16 protein-coding genes and 1 pseudogene are annotated in these 15,826 nt (G+C 72.6%); 14 read left to right on the top strand and 3 right to left on the bottom strand.

Features of this window, described 5'->3' with window-relative positions; genetic code table 11:
• Nucleotides 1-19: 19 nt before the first annotated feature.
• From ald to ADL29_RS41305, 8 genes and pseudogenes are all read left to right on the top strand, one after another.
• Nucleotides 20-1,135, top strand: a complete 1,116-nt coding sequence (gene ald / locus ADL29_RS21495; protein WP_053925267.1) for an alanine dehydrogenase — start codon at nucleotides 20-22, stop codon at nucleotides 1,133-1,135.
• A 492-nt stretch (nucleotides 1,136-1,627) separates the two neighbouring features.
• Nucleotides 1,628-2,644, top strand: coding sequence for a ParA family protein (locus tag ADL29_RS21490; RefSeq protein WP_046928739.1), 1,017 nt, complete (start codon nucleotides 1,628-1,630; stop codon nucleotides 2,642-2,644).
• Nucleotides 2,641-3,261 carry a hypothetical protein gene (locus ADL29_RS21485; protein WP_046928740.1) on the top strand — a complete coding sequence of 207 codons (621 nt, stop codon included), beginning with the start codon at nucleotides 2,641-2,643 and terminating at the stop codon, nucleotides 3,259-3,261. The genes ADL29_RS21490 and ADL29_RS21485 overlap by 4 nt, the downstream gene beginning before the upstream one ends.
• A 92-nt stretch (nucleotides 3,262-3,353) precedes the next feature.
• Nucleotides 3,354-4,403 (top strand): segregation and condensation protein A, encoded by a 1,050-nt coding sequence (locus ADL29_RS21480; protein WP_053925239.1) that lies wholly within the window; start codon nucleotides 3,354-3,356, stop codon nucleotides 4,401-4,403.
• Entirely contained in the window at nucleotides 4,400-5,092 is a 693-nt protein-coding gene (gene scpB, locus ADL29_RS21475) for an SMC-Scp complex subunit ScpB (RefSeq protein ID WP_245689566.1), read from the top strand. Before ADL29_RS21480 ends, scpB begins: the two co-directional genes overlap by 4 nt.
• Nucleotides 5,092-6,219 carry a pseudouridine synthase gene (locus ADL29_RS21470; protein ID WP_053925238.1) on the top strand — a complete coding sequence of 376 codons (1,128 nt, stop codon included), beginning with the start codon at nucleotides 5,092-5,094 and terminating at the stop codon, nucleotides 6,217-6,219. Before scpB ends, ADL29_RS21470 begins: the two co-directional genes overlap by 1 nt.
• 86 nt (nucleotides 6,220-6,305) lie before the next feature.
• Nucleotides 6,306-7,331, top strand: a complete 1,026-nt coding sequence (locus ADL29_RS21465; protein ID WP_053925237.1) for an ADP-ribosylglycohydrolase family protein — start codon at nucleotides 6,306-6,308, stop codon at nucleotides 7,329-7,331.
• Nucleotides 7,324-8,097 (top strand): annotated as a pseudogene (locus ADL29_RS41305) (nucleotidyltransferase domain-containing protein); the annotation flags it as partial. The gene ADL29_RS21465 and the pseudogene ADL29_RS41305, both read left to right, overlap by 8 nt.
• Before the next feature lie 214 nt (nucleotides 8,098-8,311).
• Here the strand turns inward: ADL29_RS41305 and ADL29_RS21455 are convergent.
• Complete coding sequence (locus tag ADL29_RS21455) at nucleotides 8,312-9,004, bottom strand: nucleotidyltransferase domain-containing protein (protein WP_053925235.1); 693 nt, start codon at nucleotides 9,002-9,004, stop codon at nucleotides 8,312-8,314.
• Between the two features lie 174 nt (nucleotides 9,005-9,178).
• Between ADL29_RS21455 and aroH the strand changes: the two genes are divergently transcribed.
• The 5 genes from aroH (at nucleotide 9,179) to der (ending at nucleotide 13,629) form a co-directional block, all read left to right on the top strand.
• Entirely contained in the window at nucleotides 9,179-9,541 is a 363-nt protein-coding gene (gene aroH / locus ADL29_RS21450) for a chorismate mutase (protein ID WP_053925234.1), read from the top strand.
• Nucleotides 9,538-10,623, top strand: a complete 1,086-nt coding sequence (locus ADL29_RS21445) for a prephenate dehydrogenase (protein WP_053925233.1) — start codon at nucleotides 9,538-9,540, stop codon at nucleotides 10,621-10,623. Before aroH ends, ADL29_RS21445 begins: the two co-directional genes overlap by 4 nt.
• A gap of 99 nt (nucleotides 10,624-10,722) precedes the next feature.
• Nucleotides 10,723-11,442: a (d)CMP kinase gene (gene cmk / locus ADL29_RS21440; RefSeq protein ID WP_244319220.1), complete on the top strand. Its 720-nt coding sequence runs from the start codon at nucleotides 10,723-10,725 to the stop codon at nucleotides 11,440-11,442.
• Nucleotides 11,439-12,107 carry a lysophospholipid acyltransferase family protein gene (locus ADL29_RS21435; protein ID WP_053925232.1) on the top strand — a complete coding sequence of 223 codons (669 nt, stop codon included), beginning with the start codon at nucleotides 11,439-11,441 and terminating at the stop codon, nucleotides 12,105-12,107. Before cmk ends, ADL29_RS21435 begins: the two co-directional genes overlap by 4 nt.
• 58 nt (nucleotides 12,108-12,165) lie before the next feature.
• Nucleotides 12,166-13,629 (top strand): ribosome biogenesis GTPase Der, encoded by a 1,464-nt coding sequence (gene der, locus ADL29_RS21430; protein ID WP_053925231.1) that lies wholly within the window; start codon nucleotides 12,166-12,168, stop codon nucleotides 13,627-13,629.
• 30 nt (nucleotides 13,630-13,659) lie between these two features.
• Here the strand turns inward: der and ADL29_RS21425 are convergent, their stop codons facing one another.
• Nucleotides 13,660-13,947 (bottom strand): hypothetical protein, encoded by a 288-nt coding sequence (locus ADL29_RS21425; protein WP_046928751.1) that lies wholly within the window; start codon nucleotides 13,945-13,947, stop codon nucleotides 13,660-13,662.
• A 175-nt stretch (nucleotides 13,948-14,122) separates the two neighbouring features.
• A complete protein-coding gene (locus ADL29_RS21420) occupies nucleotides 14,123-14,926 on the bottom strand; it encodes a hypothetical protein (protein ID WP_425424264.1) in 804 nt (267 codons plus the stop codon).
• Nucleotides 14,927-15,221: 295 nt separating this feature from the next.
• Between ADL29_RS21420 and ADL29_RS41300 the strand changes: the two genes are divergently transcribed.
• Nucleotides 15,222-15,821: a transglycosylase family protein gene (locus ADL29_RS41300; RefSeq protein WP_053925228.1), complete on the top strand. Its 600-nt coding sequence runs from the start codon at nucleotides 15,222-15,224 to the stop codon at nucleotides 15,819-15,821.
• The last annotated feature ends 5 nt before the right edge of the window (nucleotides 15,822-15,826 follow it).

Genomic DNA, 15,826 nt, shown 5'->3' with positions numbered 1-15,826 from the left:
TTTAAGGACCGTGATCGACGTGAAGGTCGGTATCCCCCGCGAGGTCAAGAACAACGAGTTCCGCGTGGCCATCACGCCCGCCGGTGTCCACGAGCTCGTCCGCCACGGCCACCAGGTCGTCATCGAGAAGGACGCCGGCCTCGGCTCGTCCATCACGAACGAGGAGTACGTCGCCGCCGGCGCCACCATCCTCGACACCGCCGACGAGGTCTGGGGCTCTGCCGACCTGCTGCTGAAGGTCAAGGAGCCGATCGCGGAGGAGTACCACCGCCTCCGCAAGGACCAGACGCTCTTCACCTACCTGCACCTGGCCGCCTCCAAGGAGTGCACGGACGCCCTGCTGGAGTCCCGCACCACCGCCATCGCCTACGAGACCGTCGAGACGGCCGGCCGCGCGCTGCCGCTGCTCGCCCCGATGTCCGAGGTCGCGGGCCGGATCGCCCCGCAGGTCGGCGCGTACCACCTGATGCGCCAGGCCGGCGGCCGCGGTGTGCTGCCGGGCGGCGTCCCGGGCGTGCAGGCGGGCAAGGCCGTCGTCATCGGCGGTGGCGTCTCCGGCTGGAACGCCGTGCAGATCGCGGTGGGCCTCGGCTTCCACGTCACCCTGCTCGACAGGGACATCAACAAGCTGCGCGAGGCGGACAAGATCTTCGGCACCAAGGTGCAGACGATCGTCTCCAACGCCTACGAGCTGGAGAAGGCCGTCGTCGAGGCCGACCTCGTCGTCGGTGCCGTCCTGATCCCGGGCGCCAAGGCCCCGAAGCTGGTCACCAACGAGCTCGTCGCCAAGATGAAGCCCGGAAGTGTCCTTGTCGACATCGCGATCGACCAGGGCGGCTGCTTCGAGGACTCCCGTCCCACCACGCACGCCGAGCCGACCTTCGAGGTCCACAACTCGGTCTTCTACTGCGTCGCCAACATGCCCGGCGCGGTGCCGAACACCTCCACCTACGCGCTCACCAACGCCACGCTGCCCTACATCGTGGAGCTGGCGAACCGCGGCTGGGTCGAGGCCCTGCGCCGTGACCCGGCTCTGGCCAAGGGCCTGAACACGCACGACGGCAAGGTGGTCTACGGCCCCGTCGCCGAAGCGCACGGCTACGAGTCGGTGGAGCTGCGCTCGCTCCTCGGCTGATAAAGCGTCAATCACGCGCGTCAAGCGCGGTGCATCCGGCCGGGCCCTGTCGACGGGGCCCGGCCGGTCGTATGTGCGACACGCCGTGGAGCGGTCGCCGGCCGACGGACTCTCAACTCGCCGTGAACGTAACCCTTTAACCGATTCGCGCACCCCCGAAACATCAGGTTGAAGCGCCCTGCGCCCTTGACATTGAGGGGTTGGGTTACCGACACATCGCGCCGGGTCCGGTGGATTGTGTTGCTGCGAACGCCCGACACGCCATAGAGTCGCCAACCGTCGGCATGGTGCCACGCTGACCTATCGATAAGTTTCCTGGTCACATCCAAGGAGGTAAGACGACTTGTGAATGAGTCGACATTTACTCCCGGAGGCGGACGGCCAGGAGCGGTTGCACGGGGCCAGGGTCCCTCGGGGCTCGAGGCTGTCGGCTCCGTCGCGGTCCACACCTTCGCAGCCCACCAGAGCACTTCCTCGACAGCCCACCAGAGTATGGACGGCCATCACGTGAACGCCATGGCCGGCGACCGGGGCAGTGGAGATCCCGCCCGTCTCGCCGACTACGACGACCTGCCCGAGGGGCACTTCTACGATCCGGACGCGGAGTACGAACCGGACCCCGAGTACGCGGCGACGCTCGCGCCGGACGCCGCGCGCCAGCGCCGCGAACGCGTCGGCCCGACCGGACGCCCGCTCCCGTACTTCCCCATCCCGGGACCGCTCTCGGATCACGGCCCCGCCAAAATCATTGCGATGTGCAACCAGAAGGGCGGGGTCGGCAAGACCACCTCGACCATCAACCTGGGCGCCGCACTCGCCGAATACGGACGACGGGTGCTGCTCGTCGACTTCGACCCGCAGGGCGCCCTGTCGGTCGGACTCGGCGTCAACCCGATGGAGCTCGACCTGACGGTCTACAACCTGCTCATGGAGCGGGGCATGTCGGCCGACGAGGTGCTCCTGAAGACCGCGGTCCCCAACATGGACCTGCTGCCCAGCAATATCGATTTGTCAGCGGCAGAGGTGCAGTTGGTCAGCGAGGTCGCGCGCGAGTCGACCCTGCAGCGCGCCCTGAAGCCGCTGCTGGCCGACTACGACTACATCGTGATCGACTGTCAGCCCTCCCTCGGCCTGCTCACCGTCAACGCCCTGACGGCGGCTCACAAGGTCATCGTGCCGCTGGAGTGCGAGTTCTTCGCGCTGCGCGGTGTCGCGCTGCTGACCGAGACGATCGAGAAGGTCCAGGAGCGGCTCAACCCCGAGCTGGAGCTGGACGGCATCCTGGCGACGATGTACGACTCCCGCACGGTGCACAGCCGTGAGGTGCTGGCGCGCGTCGTCGAGGCCTTCGACGATCACGTCTACCACACCGTCATCGGCCGTACGGTGCGCTTCCCGGAGACCACCGTCGCCGGTGAGCCGATCACCACGTACGCCTCCAACTCCGTCGGTGCCGCCGCCTATCGCCAGCTCGCCAGGGAGGTGCTCGCCCGGTGTCACGCCGAGTGAGTCTGCCCGGAGCCGACGAACTGTTCCGCACCACCGGGGGGATGGGGCTGCAGTCCTCCCCGCCCCGCCGGCCGGCGAACGGCTCCCCGGCGGCGGGCGAGCCCCGGGTGCCCGCACCGGCGGGTGAGGCCGATCCGGCCGCGGAGCCGGGGGACGCCGCGGTACGGCAGGCCGAGGACCCGGCCGCCGACCCCGGCCGCACCCCGGCAGCCGCCCCGGCCGCCTCCTCCCCGTCCGTCTCCCCGGCCGAGCACAGCGGCCGTGCGGCGGACGCGGCGGCCCCCAAGGGCCACCGGGCGCAGCCGGGCCAGGCGGGCCAGGAGGCGACCGCAACGCCCGCGGCGGTCACGGGGACCGCCGACCGCACCCGCCGCCGCGGCGGGCGGGGCGCCAACCGCCGCCCCAGCGGCCGCGAACGGCACGACGAGAAGATCACCGTCTATGTCTCCGCCGAGGAGCTCATGGACCTCGAACACGCCCGGCTGGTCCTGCGCGGCGAACACGGCCTCGCCGTCGACCGGGGGCGGATCGTCCGCGAGGCGGTGGCCGTAGTCCTCGCCGACCTGGAGTCGCGCGGCGACGCCAGCATCCTGGTGCGACGGCTCCGGGGACGTTAGGCACGTACGGGATAGCCTGCCTTTTCGGCGGGTGTCCCGCCCGTGACCAGCCCGTCGCCCCCGGCACGGGGACCGCAGCACCATGGACCGCGATGCCGACAACCCCCAACGACGCCGCCGACGCCCTCGCTCCCCGCGCCCGCAGACGACTCGGGCGCGGGCCGGGGACGGACCAGGCGGAGGAGGCCCCGGAGGTACCGGCCGCGCCGGAGCCGCCGGCCCCGGAGGCCGGACCGCCGGGCCCCTGCGCACCGGACGTCCCCGAAGCCCCCGCCGAGCCCGCCGGACCCGCCCGTGCCGATGAGCCCGCCGAGGCTGCCGAGCCCGGCGACGGCAGGTTCACCGTCCGGCTGGACAACTTCGAGGGCCCCTTCGACCTCCTCCTCCAGCTGATCGCCAAGCACAAGCTGGACGTCACCGAGGTCGCGCTGTCGAAGGTCACCGACGAGTTCATGGCACACATCCGGGCCATGGGGCCGGACTGGGACCTGGACCAGACCACCGAGTTCCTGGTCGTCGCGGCGACGCTGCTGGACCTGAAGGCGGCCCGGCTGCTGCCCGCCGCCGAGGTGGAGGACGAGGCGGATCTCGCCCTGCTGGAGGCCCGCGACCTGCTCTTCGCGCGGCTGCTGCAGTACCGCGCGTACAAACGCATCGCGGACATCTTCAGCGACCGGCTGACGGACGAGGGACGCCGCTACCCCCGTACCGTCGGGCTGGAGCCGGAGCACGCCGAGCTGCTGCCCGAGGTGGTCATCAGCATCGGGGCGGAGGGGTTCGCCAGGCTGGCCGTCAAGGCGATGCGGCCCAGGGCGAAGCCGCAGGTCTACGTCGACCACATCCATGCGCCGCTGGTGAGCGTGCGGGAGCAGGCCGAGGTGGTGATGGCGCGGCTGCGCGAGGCGGGCGAGGCCGGCTTCCAGGAGCTGGTGGCGGACGCCCCGGACACCCTCACCGTCGTGGCGCGCTTCCTGGCGCTGCTGGAGCTCTACCGGGAGCGGGCGGTCGCCCTGGACCAGGAGGAGGCGCTGGGGACGCTGACGGTGCGCTGGACGGGCGCGGAGGGGGCCGAGCCGGTGGTGACGGACGAGTTCGATCGGGAGGCGGCCGTGGAGCCCCAGGAGCAGGAGGAGGCGGAATGAGCGTGGACGGGGCCTACGGCGACGCGTACGAGGTCCAGGAGGCCGGCGCCGAGGCGTCCGGGGCCCCGGCGCCCACCGGGGCGCTGGGCGTCGCCGAGCTGGAGCTCAAGCCCGCCGTGGAGGCCGTCCTCATGGTGGTGGACGAGCCCGCGACCGAGGAACACCTGGCGAAGGTGCTGCAGCGCCCCCGCCGCGCGGTGGCCCTGGCACTGCGCGAGCTGTCCGACGACTACGCCCGCCAGGGCCGCGGTTTCGACCTGCGCCTGGTGGCCGGCGGCTGGCGGTTCTACTCCCGCGCCGAGTACGCGGACGCCGTCGAGAGCTTCGTCCTGGACGGCCAGCAGGCCCGCCTCACGCAGGCCGCATTGGAGACTCTGGCCGTGGTCGCGTACCGTCAGCCGGTCAGCCGTTCCCGCGTCTCGGCCGTGCGCGGTGTGAACTGTGACGGTGTGATGCGCACGCTCCTCCAGCGCGGCCTGGTGGAGGAGGCGGGGACGGAACCTGAAACAGGTGCGATCCTGTACAGGACGACGAATTACTTTCTGGAGCGGATGGGCCTGCGCGGTCTGGACGAGCTCCCTGAGCTCGCACCGTTCCTCCCGGAGGCGGACGCGGTCGAGGGCGACTCCCCGGAAGGTATCCCGTCGTTCGACGTAGACGACAGCGGCGACTCTCAGACGGATCATTGATGCGAAGCAGCGGCAGGAACAGCAGGGACAGCGGCAGCGGCAGGGGCAACTACCGCGGAGCCGGCAACAAGCGGGACGAGAAGCAGCAGCGTGCCGGCCGCCCCCGTCCCGAGGAGCGCCGCTACGACGTGGGCGGATCCGGCGGCCCCTCGGACCGCAAGGACGAGCGCAAGGGCGGCGCCCCCAAGGCCGGCGGCGCCCGGGGCGCGGCGGCCCGCGGCGGCGCCAAGGGCGGTCCGCGCACAGGCGCCAAGCAGGGGCAGGGCGGCAAGGGCGCCCCGCAGCGCGGCCGCGGCCAGGCCCCCGCGCGCCCCCGCGAGTACGACGCCCAGATCGAGGAGCGCAACCGCGCCCGCCACGACAAGCCGCAGGTCAAGACCCCCAAGACCTTCCCCGGCGCCGAGCAGGAGGGCGAGCGGCTGCAGAAGGTGCTCGCCAGGGCCGGGATGGGCTCGCGGCGGGCCTGCGAGGAGCTGATCGACCAGGCGCGGGTCGAGGTCAACGGCCGGATCGTCATGGAGCAGGGCGTCCGGGTCGACCCGGAGAAGGACGAGATCAAGGTCGACGGCCTGACGGTCGCCACCCAGTCGTACCTCTTCTTCGCCCTGAACAAGCCGGCCGGTGTCGTCTCCACGATGGAGGACCCCGACGGCCGCCAGTGCCTGGGCGACTACGTCACCAACCGGGAGACCCGGCTCTTCCACGTCGGCCGCCTGGACACCGAGACCGAGGGCATCATCCTGCTCACCAACCACGGCGAGCTGGCCCACCGCCTCACCCACCCGCGCTACGGCGTCAAGAAGACGTACCTGGCGGCGATCCAGGGTCCGCTGCCGCGTGAGATCGGCAAGATGCTCAAGGACGGCATCCAGCTGGAGGACGGGTACGCGCGCGCCGACCACTTCCGCGTCGTGCAGCAGACCGGCAAGAACTACCTCGTCGAGGTCACCCTCCACGAGGGCCGTAAGCACATCGTGCGCCGGATGCTCGCCGAGGCCGGCTTCCCGGTCGACAAGCTGGTCCGTACGGCCTTCGGCCCGATCTCCCTGGGCGACCAGAAGTCGGGCTGGCTGCGCCGGATGACCAACACGGAGGTCGGGATGCTGATGCGCGAGGTCGAGCTCTAAGGCCTCTCCGGCGAATCCGCTTGCGGTACGCCCCCACCACCCCTTAACGTCACTGTGACGCTAAGGGGTGGTTTTCAGTGGTTTCCATGGGGGACACCGTGGGGGACAAGAGGTCCGCGGCGACCGGCTCGCTCATCGGGCTGGCGCTCGGTGACGCACTCGGCTTCCCGACCGAGTTCAACGACGTACCGGCGATCCTCGCCAAGTGCGGGCCCTGGCGGGAGATGGCGCTGCCCGACCCCGCCTTCGTCACCGACGACACCCAGATGACACTGGCGCTGGGCCGCGGCCTGCGGACGGCAATGCAGCGGGGTGAGCTCACCCCGCTGCGCCTCGAGCGCCCGGTGCGCGAGGAGTACGTCGACTGGTGGCGCTCGCCCGACAACAACCGGGCGCCCGGCAACACCTGCCTGCGCGCCTGCCAGGCGCTCAGCGACGAGGACCGGCCCTGGGCGACGGCGAGCCAGATCGGGTCCAAGGGCTGCGGCGCCAACATGCGCGTCGCACCCATCGGGCTCGCACCGGGACTCAGCCCCCGCCAGCGCTCCGGCGCCGCCCAGCTCCAGTCCGCGCTCACCCACGGCCACCCCACCGCGCTCGCCGCCAGCGACCTGACCGCGTACGCCGTCCGCGCCCTCGCCGACGGCGCCCGCCCCGCCGAGCTGCCCGGCCTGCTGCGCGCCTACGCCCATGCCCACCGCACCGACTACCGGGAGGACTGGCTCGGCGACCTCTGGCGGCGCTCCCAGGACCCGACACCCACGACGTTCACCGCCCGCGGCTGGGACGACTGCCTCGGCGTCCTCGACCGTCTCGACGCCGCGCTCGCCGCCCCGGACCCGGAGGCCGACCCGTGCCTCGCCACCGGCGCCGGCTGGATCGCCGAGGAGGCCCTGGCCACCGGCCTGCTCTGCTTCCTCCTCTTCCCCGACGAGCCGCTCACCGCACTCCGCCGGGCCGCCTGCACCTCCGGCGACTCCGACTCGATCGCCTGCCTCACCGGTGCCTTCGCGGGCGCCCACCTGGGGGCCGCCGCCTGGCCCGGGGAGTGGGCCGGGCGCATCGAGTACCGCGACGAGCTGCTGGCGCTGGGGGAGGCCTGGGATGTCTGACCCCGGGACGAACCTCCGGGCCGCCGGCCTGCCGGACGTCGACCTCGCCGCCGTGGTTGCGGCAGAGTCCGACCCGCTGATCTTCGCCACGGTCTCCGGCGCCCACCTCTACGGCTTCCCCTCCCGCGACTCCGACGTCGATCTGCGCGGCGTGCACCTCCTGCCGACCGCCGAGGTGGTCGGCCTGCACGAGCCGGACGAGACCCGGACCCGGATGTGGGACCGCGACGGCCTGGAGATGGACCTGGTCACACACGATCTGCGGAAATTCGCCCGGCTGCTGCTGCGCCGCAACGGCTACGTACTCGAGCAGCTGCTGTCACCCCTGGTCGTGCACACCACCGAGGTCCACCAGGAGCTGATCGCGCTCGCCCCGGACCTGCTCACCGCGCACCACGCCCACCACTACCGCGGCTTCGCCACGACCCAGTGGCGGCTGTTCGAGAAGACCGGCGAGCTGAAGCCGCTGCTGTACACGCTGCGGGTCCTGCTCACCGGCATCCACCTGATGGACCACGGCCGGGTCCAGCCCCATCTGCCCACCCTGATCGGCGAGCTGGCCGCGCCCGCCTACGTACCGGAGCTGATCGCGGCCAAGGAAGCGGCGGAGCACGGCGCGGCGGGGGAGGTGGTGGACCCGGCGCGGCTGCGTACGGACATCGAGGCGCTGCACACCCGGCTGGACGCCGCCCAGGCCGCGACCGCGCTGCCGGACGCCCCCCGGTCCCGCGACGCCCTGCACGACCTCATCGTCCGGGCCCGGCTCGGAAAGCACTCGGACGGCCGCTTCCGTGCACCCCCACGGGTCTTCCCCACCCCCCACGGAGAGGCGCCGGGCCGTAGCGGCGGAGCCGTGCAGGCCCGGTGCCGCTGCCGACCAGCCCCGCGCAGCGGCACCACTCGCCGCAGGCGCAACGGCGGGGAGGCGCCGTGGCGGGGGAGGCGGCAACGTACGGCCCGGGCACAGCGCAGCGGACCCCCTAGAGCGCCGCCTCCCGCCGGGCCCGGAAGAGGAAGTCGGCTATCCGGGCCCGGTCCGGCTCGGCCGGGAGTGGTGAGCCGGAGACCGCCGCCTCGGCCTCACCGGAGAGCGCCGTCATACGGCGCTCCACCTCCTCCCAGGGGACCTCCCCCCGCCGGACCGCCAGCAGCTCCTCGCGGGCCTCGCCGACGTCCAGGGTGAGGACGCCGGTACGGAGCAGATCGCGCGCGCTCGCCAGCAGGCGCAGCAGATGCATGGCCTGCTTCCAGCGGGGTGTGCCGTGCCGCCCGACATCGGCCCTCAGCTGCCGGAGCTGTCCGACGGCGTACCGGGAGAAGGTGCGATGCGCCTCCCGGGAGAGAAAGGCGCCGCGCAGGGCGAGAAGCTCCCGGCCGGTGGCGTCGATGCGTTCCACGAGGGGCGAGTGCAGGCATTCCAGGGCGGTGGGGTTGGCGCGCAGGGCCAGTTCGCAGAAGCGTTCCAGCTCCCAGGAGAACTCCTCCTCGCGCGGACCCTCCACATGCGTCGGCGGCTTCTCGAAACGCCAGAAGAGGCGGGTGGGGGCGAGATACACGCCCCGCCGGTCGGTGTCGCTGGCCTCCGTCGCCAGCCCGAAAGCGCGGGAGCCCATCACGCATGAGTAGACGGTGTGCTCGGTGACCAGCTCATGGCCCGTGGGTTCGGTCGGCATGCGGGCGATTGTCGCTGGCCGGGGCGGGGACTGTCACCGGAATTCCGGCGCTGGCCGCACGGTTGTCGGTGCCGCTGGTTACGCTGATCAGTGCGTACGCAGACGTGTACGGCAGGTGGGTACGCGGTCGCATGTGCGGGCGCGTGTGCGGCACAGGACGCAGGGAGCGGTGACGTGGCGGTACGAGCGGTCCGGGGGGCCGTCCAGCTGGAGCGGGACGACGCGGAGCACATGCGGGAACAGGTCGCCGAACTGCTCCTCGCCATCCTGGAGCGCAACGACCTGGTGCCGGACGACCTGATAAGCGTGTGGTTCACCGCGACCCCCGATCTGCACAGCGACTTCCCGGCGGCCGCCGCGCGCAGCATCGGGATCACCGACGTGCCGCTGCTCTGCGCCCAGGAGCTGGAGGTGACCGGCGCCATGGAGCGGGTGGTGCGGGTGCTCGCCCATGTCGAGACCGGACTGTCCAAGGCCGGGGTCGCCCACGTCTACCTCGGCGCGGCCGGGGCGCTGCGGAAGGACATCGCGCAGTGAGAACCGCACTCGTCATAGGAACGGGCCTGATCGGCACCTCGGCCGCGCTCGCGCTGAACGCCCGGGGCGTCCAGGTCTACCTCGAGGACCACGACCATGCGCAGGCCCTGACGGCCGCGGCGCTCGGTGCGGGCACCGCGGAGGCGCCGCCGGGCCGCGTCGACCTGGCCGTCGTCGCGGTGCCGCCGGCCCATGTGGCCGCGGCGCTGGCCGACGCCATGCGGCGCGGTGCGGCCCGGGGGTACATCGACGTCGCCAGCGTCAAGGGCGGCCCGCGCCGCGAGCTGGAGGAGCTGGGCTGCGACCTGTCCGGCTACCTCGGCACGCACCCGATGGCCGGCAAGGAGCGCTCCGGGCCGCTGGCCGCCACCGCCGACCTCTTCGAGGGCCGGCCCTGGGTGCTCACCCCCCGGCCCGACGGCGACACCGAGGTCCTCAACCTCGCCCTGGAGCTGGTCGCGCTGTGCCGGGCCGTCCCGGTGGTGATGGACGCCGACGCCCACGACCGCGCCGTCGCCCTGGTCTCGCACACCCCGCAGCTGGTCTCCAGCCTGGTCGCCGCCCGCCTCAAGGGCGCCGACGAGACCGCCGTGCGGCTGTGCGGCCAGGGAATCCGGGATGTGACGCGGATCGCGGCCTCCGACCCGGCGATGTGGATCGACATCCTCTCCGCCAACCCCGGCCCGGTCGCCGATGTGCTGGCCGAGGTCGCCGCCGACCTGGACGAGACCGTGCGGTCGCTGCGCGCCCTGGAGTCCGCCGACGAGGACAAGCGCGGCGCCGGTGCCGGCGGTATCGAGGACGTCCTGCGGCGCGGCAACGCCGGGCGCGAGCGGGTGCCGGGCAAGCACGGCACCGCCCCGGCCGCGTACGAGGTCGTCTCGGTCTACATCGGCGACCAGCCCGGCGAGCTGGCCCGGATCTTCGCCGACGCCGGCCGGGCCGGGGTCAACATCGAGGACGTCCGCATCGAGCACGCCACCGGCCAGCAGGCCGGCTTCATCCAGCTCACGGTCGAGCCGGCGGCGGTGCCGGTGCTGACCGCGGAGCTGAGGGAGCGGGGCTGGTCCATCCGGCAGTGAGACCGTGGACGGGGCGGTACGGGCGAGCCAGTAACCTTGTCCGAGGCCTCTTGTCGGCCATGGACCTCCGCCCCGTGCACAGGAAAGGTGTTCGTCACCGTGGAAACCGCCACCCGGACCGCCCCGGCTGCAGTGATTGTCGCCATCGACGGCCCCGCAGGCACGGGCAAGTCCAGCACGTCCAAGGCCGTCGCCGCCAAGCTGGGGCTCGGCTACCTCGACACCGGCGCCCAGTACCGCGCGATCACCTGGTGGATGCTGACCAACGGCATCGATGTGAACGACGCCACCGCGGTCGCCGACGCCGCGGCCAAGCCTCAGATCGTCTCGGGTACGGACCCGGCCGCCCCGACCATCGCGGTCGACGGCCTGGATGCCGCCGCCCCGATCCGTACCCAGGAGGTCACCGCCGCGGTCAGCGCCGTCAGCGCGGTGCCCGAGGTGCGGGCCCGGATCACCGACCTGCAGCGCACCATCGCGGCCGAGGCGCCGAACGGCATCGTGGTCGAGGGCCGCGACATCGGCATAACGGTCCTGCCCGACGCCGATCTCAAGGTCTTCCTCACCGCCTCCGCCGAGGCCCGCGCGGCCCGCCGCAGCGGCGAGCTCAAGGGCAAGGAGGCCGCCGACCTGGCCGCCACCCGCGAGGCGCTGATCAAGCGGGACGCCGCCGACTCCTCCCGTAAGACCTCCCCGCTGGCCAAGGCGGACGACGCCGTCGAGGTGGACACCACCGAGCTGACGCTGGAGCAGGTCATCGAGTGCGTGGTCACCCTGATCGAGGGTGCGAGCGCCGCAAAGGCGGGACTCACCCGGTGACCGCATCCGGCAAGGCGCCGAGCCCCGCCGGTGCCGCGGTCGGCCGGCGGATCGGCATCGGCCTGATGTACGGGCTGTGGCGGCCGCGGGTGCTGGGCGCCTGGCGGGTGCCGTCGTCCGGCCCGGTGATCCTCGCGGTCAACCACTCGCACGGCATCGACGGCCCGATGCTGATGGGCACCGCGCCGCGGCCGGTGCACTTCCTGATCAAGAAAGAGGCTTTCGTCGGCCCGCTGGACCCGTTCCTGCGGGGCATCGGGCAGCTGAAGGTCGACCGTGACGCCACGGACCGCAAGGCGATCACCGACGCGCTCGGGGTGCTGGAGCGCGGCGGGGTGCTGGGGATCTTCCCCGAAGGCACCCGTGGCGAGGGCGACTTCGCCTCGCTGCGGGCCGGGCTGGCGTACTTCGCGGTGCGCTCCGGAGCCCCGGTCGTGCCGGTCGCGGTGCTCGGCAGCACCGACCGCACCAGCCGGCTGCACCGCGCCGTACCGCCGCTGCGCGGCCGCGTCGACGTCGTCTTCGGCGATGCCTTCGAGGCCGGCGACGGCAGCGGGCGGCGCACCCGTAAGGCGCTGGACGAGGCGACCGTACGGATCCAGGAGCGGCTGACCGCCCACCTGGCAGATGCCAGGCGCCTGACCGGGCGCCGACCGACACTTTGAGTAGTGGGGCGCGTACCAGCGCCCCACCGATGACGATGATGAACGAGGAACGGACTTCATGAACGACCAGACCCCCACCGGCGACGAGCACGGTGCGCTTGGCGACGCCGAGTACGCGGAGTTCATGGAGCTCGCCGCGGAAGAGGGCTTCGACCTCGAGGAGGTCGAGGGCGACATCGCGGCGGCCGGCCACGGCCCGCTGCCCGTCCTCGCCGTCATCGGCCGCCCCAATGTCGGCAAGTCGACGCTGGTGAACCGCATCATCGGCCGCCGCGAGGCGGTCGTCGAGGACAAGCCGGGCGTCACCCGCGACCGCGTCACCTACGAGGCCGACTGGAACGGCCGCCGCTTCAAGGTCGTCGACACCGGCGGCTGGGAGCAGGACGTCCTCGGCATCGACGCCTCGGTGGCGATGCAGGCCGAGTTCGCCATCGAGGCCGCCGACGCGGTCGTCTTCGTCGTGGACGCCAAGGTCGGCGCCACCGACACCGACGAGGCCGTCGTCAAGCTGCTGCGCCGGGCCGGCAAGCCCGTCGTGCTGGTCGCCAACAAGGTCGACGGCCCGTCGGGTGAGGCGGACGCCGCGATGCTGTGGTCGCTGGGCCTCGGCGAGCCGCACCCGATCTCCGCGCTGCACGGCCGCGGCACCGGCGACATGCTCGACGCCGCCCTGGAGGCGCTGCCCGAGGCGCCCGCCCAGACCTTCGGCGCGACCGTCGGCGGCCCCCGCCGGATCGCCCTGATCGGCCGCCCGAACGTCGGCAAGTCGTCGCTGCTGAACAAGGTCGCCGGCGAGGAGCGGGTGGTCGTCAACGAGCTGGCCGGCACCACCCGCGACCCGGTCGACGAGATGATCGAACTCGGCGGCAAGACCTGGAAGTTCGTGGACACCGCCGGTATCCGCCGCCGGGTGCACCTCCAGGAGGGCGCCGACTACTACGCCTCGCTGCGCACCGCCGCGGCGGTGGAGAAGGCCGAGGTCGCGGTCGTCCTGATCGACGCGAGCGAATCCATCAGCGTCCAGGACCAGCGGATCATCACGATGGCCGTGGAGGCCGGGCGAGCCCTGGTCATCGCGTACAACAAGTGGGACACCCTCGACGAGGAGCGCCGCTTCTACCTCGAGCGGGAGATCGAGCGGGACCTCGTCCAGATCCCGTGGGCGATGCGGGTGAACGTCTCCGCGCGCACCGGCCGCCACATGGAGAAGCTGGTCCCGGCGATCGAGACCGCGCTGTCCGGCTGGGAGACCCGTATCCCCACCGGGCGGCTGAACGCCTTCCTCGGCGAGATCGTGGCCTCCCACCCGCACCCGATCCGCGGCGGCAAGCAGCCCCGCATCCTCTTCGGCACCCAGGCCGGCACCAAGCCCCCGCGCTTCGTCCTGTTCGCGTCCGGCTTCCTGGAGGCCGGCTACCGCCGCTTCGTCGAGCGCCGGCTGCGCGAGGAGTTCGGTTTCGAGGGGACGCCGATCCACATCTCCGTGCGGGTGCGGGAGAAGCGCGGCACCAAGAAGAAGTAGGACGGCGAGGGCGCCGGCCGGCGGCGGGGCTCAGTGGCTCTGCGGCCGGCCGTCCCGCTGTCCCGGTGGCAGCGCCGCCGGGATATGGCCCCGCGGGTGGTAGGGCTGCCGCCCCACGACCTCCCAGTGGCCCGTCGAGGCCGTGGTACGGCCCCAGTTCCCGTTGCCGCGCAGCGATTCCGGGAGCTCCGCCTCGTCCGTACGGTCGCCGGGCAGTGCCTTGAAGGAGCGGCGGTACTCGGCGTACAGCGCGTCATAGATCGGCGTGCCCGAGGCGCGGTCCGGGCGCGGCGCGCCGGGCTCGTGCGACGAGCGCATGCCGGGGATCGGATGGGGGTACGGGGCGCGCGAGGAGGGGTCGTATGTGTGCACGTAGGTGCCAACGACCCCGGTGCCCGCGGGATGCGGCTTTCGGCCTCAAATGGCTGATCGCGGGGGCAATACCGCCCCATCAGGCGGTGTCGCTCCCGCGATCGGTGGCCGCTGCCGGGGGTCAGGTACCCGCCAGCGGCATTGCCGCGGCCACCAGGACGCCCTGGGCGGCGGCCTGCTCCAGGGCCTGGCGCATCAGGTCCTCGCGCGGCTGGTGTCCGATGGTGCCCGAGGGCGCGGCGTACATCAGCACGGTCTTCGCCCTGGTGGCCGCCGTGCGCCAGCCGTCCGAGACGGCCAGCGGCTGATGCGCCTGCCACCACGCGGACGGGCTGCCGCCGGCGGGGGCCGGCTGCAGGACGGCGTGCAGCTTGCCCATGGCGAGCAGGGCGGACCAGCCCGGGTTGGGAACGGGGAGCCGGTTCATGTCGGTCACCCTGGCGAAGCCCTGCTCCTCCAGCAGCTGGAGGAATTCGTCCAGCTGGCTCGTCGAGCCGGGGCGGACGATCGGGCCGTTGGGCTCGACGACCAGCGCCGGGTGCAGTTCGCCCTCGATCAGCACCAGGCCGCAGGTGATCCCCAGCGTCGCCTGGCGGTCGTTGGCGCGGGCCGGGGCGCTCGGCGCGGGCTCCGCCACGGGGGGTTGCGGGGTGGCGTCCTCGCCGGTGATGGAGCGCACGGCTCCCTTGAGCTGCTCCTCCGATACCGGGACGACCTGCGAGGGGATGCAGGTCGCATGGGCGAACGCGAGGACCGCGGTCTCCTCGCCCACGAACAGGACGGTGCTGGTGCGCTCCTGCTCACTGTCGCCGGGGGTGCGGCACGAGGTGCAGTCGTAGCTGCCGGGGGCGTCGCCACCGGCCAGCAGGCGGTCGGCTTCTTCATCACCGATCTCGGCGCGAACGTCGTCACTGACGTCGAGCATGCGCGGCACGGGTGGCTCCTCGATCTCTGAGCGGCTGCCGGGCGGTCTCCCGGCTCGTACAAGGACAACGGGCGACCTGCGGCCGGAGTCACGCGCGGACGGGAACAGAATCGAACCAAACGGCGCACACGGGAGAACAGCGGAAAGTGCCCTGAAAGCGGTCGTGAGCGATCGGTTTCCGTGCGAAAGATGGATGCAAATGGCCGCTTTTCCTGCGCCGGAGGGGGTGGAGCCGCTCGGCACCGCGGGCGCGGCGCGCGGGTCCGCGGCGGGTGGGTGCATAGCGTGAGCGGCTATGTCCGACCACTTTCCGGCGCCACGGCGCCGTGTGGCCGCCGTGTCCCTGTTCGCCGCGGCGGCCGCTGCCGTGGTGCTGTGCCTGCCCGGTGGCGTCTCCGCCGTGGCGGCGCGCCCCCAGGGCGGCGGGGGAGCGGCCGACTACGCCTGCGCCGACGACCAGTGGCCGTGGGGCTGTGTCGCCAGATGCGAGAGCGGCGGCAACTGGCGCGCCAACACCGGCAACGGCTACTACGGCGGGCTGCAGTTCGGGCAGCGGACCTGGCGGCACCACGGGGGCCTCGTCTACGCGCCGCGCGCCGACCTCGCCACCCGCGACGAGCAGATCGCCATCGCCGAGCGGGTCCTGGCGATTCAGGGCTGGCGCGCCTGGCCCACCTGCGCCAGGCGTTACGGGCTGAGCGGCACGACGTACGAACCGCGCCCCGCCCCCGAGCCGCTCGACCCGGAGCCGTCGCCCGGGGCGGGGACGGAGCCGGCGCCCGCGGCACCGTCCGCCGGTCCGTCCGTCAGCCCGTCCCGCACGCTCTATGTCAGCCCGCCCCGAGGGGCGGCGCCTCTGAGGGGGGACGGGATCCAGGGCCCGCAGGTTCCCTGACGTTG

The organism is Streptomyces chattanoogensis (assembly GCF_001294335.1).
Lineage (GTDB): Bacteria > Actinomycetota > Actinomycetes > Streptomycetales > Streptomycetaceae > Streptomyces > Streptomyces chattanoogensis.
Note: the sequence above shows the minus strand (reverse complement) of the source record. Positions and strands in the feature narration are given on the sequence as shown.

Coding starts and splice junctions, on each gene's coding strand:
- ADL29_RS21490 (WP_046928739.1), top strand. CDS start 1,628: ATGGACGGCCATCACGTGAACGCCATGGCCGGCGACCGGGGCAGTGGA.
- ADL29_RS21480 (WP_053925239.1), top strand. CDS start 3,354: ATGCCGACAACCCCCAACGACGCCGCCGACGCCCTCGCTCCCCGCGCC.
- scpB (WP_245689566.1), top strand. CDS start 4,400: ATGAGCGTGGACGGGGCCTACGGCGACGCGTACGAGGTCCAGGAGGCC.
- ADL29_RS21470 (WP_053925238.1), top strand. CDS start 5,092: ATGCGAAGCAGCGGCAGGAACAGCAGGGACAGCGGCAGCGGCAGGGGC.
- ADL29_RS21465 (WP_053925237.1), top strand. CDS start 6,306: ATGGGGGACACCGTGGGGGACAAGAGGTCCGCGGCGACCGGCTCGCTC.
- ADL29_RS21455 (WP_053925235.1), bottom strand. CDS start 9,004: ATGCCGACCGAACCCACGGGCCATGAGCTGGTCACCGAGCACACCGTC.
- der (WP_053925231.1), top strand. CDS start 12,166: ATGAACGACCAGACCCCCACCGGCGACGAGCACGGTGCGCTTGGCGAC.
- ADL29_RS21425 (WP_046928751.1), bottom strand. CDS start 13,947: ATGCGCTCGTCGCACGAGCCCGGCGCGCCGCGCCCGGACCGCGCCTCG.
- ADL29_RS21420 (WP_425424264.1), bottom strand. CDS start 14,926: ATGCTCGACGTCAGTGACGACGTTCGCGCCGAGATCGGTGATGAAGAA.
- ADL29_RS41300 (WP_053925228.1), top strand. CDS start 15,222: ATGTCCGACCACTTTCCGGCGCCACGGCGCCGTGTGGCCGCCGTGTCC.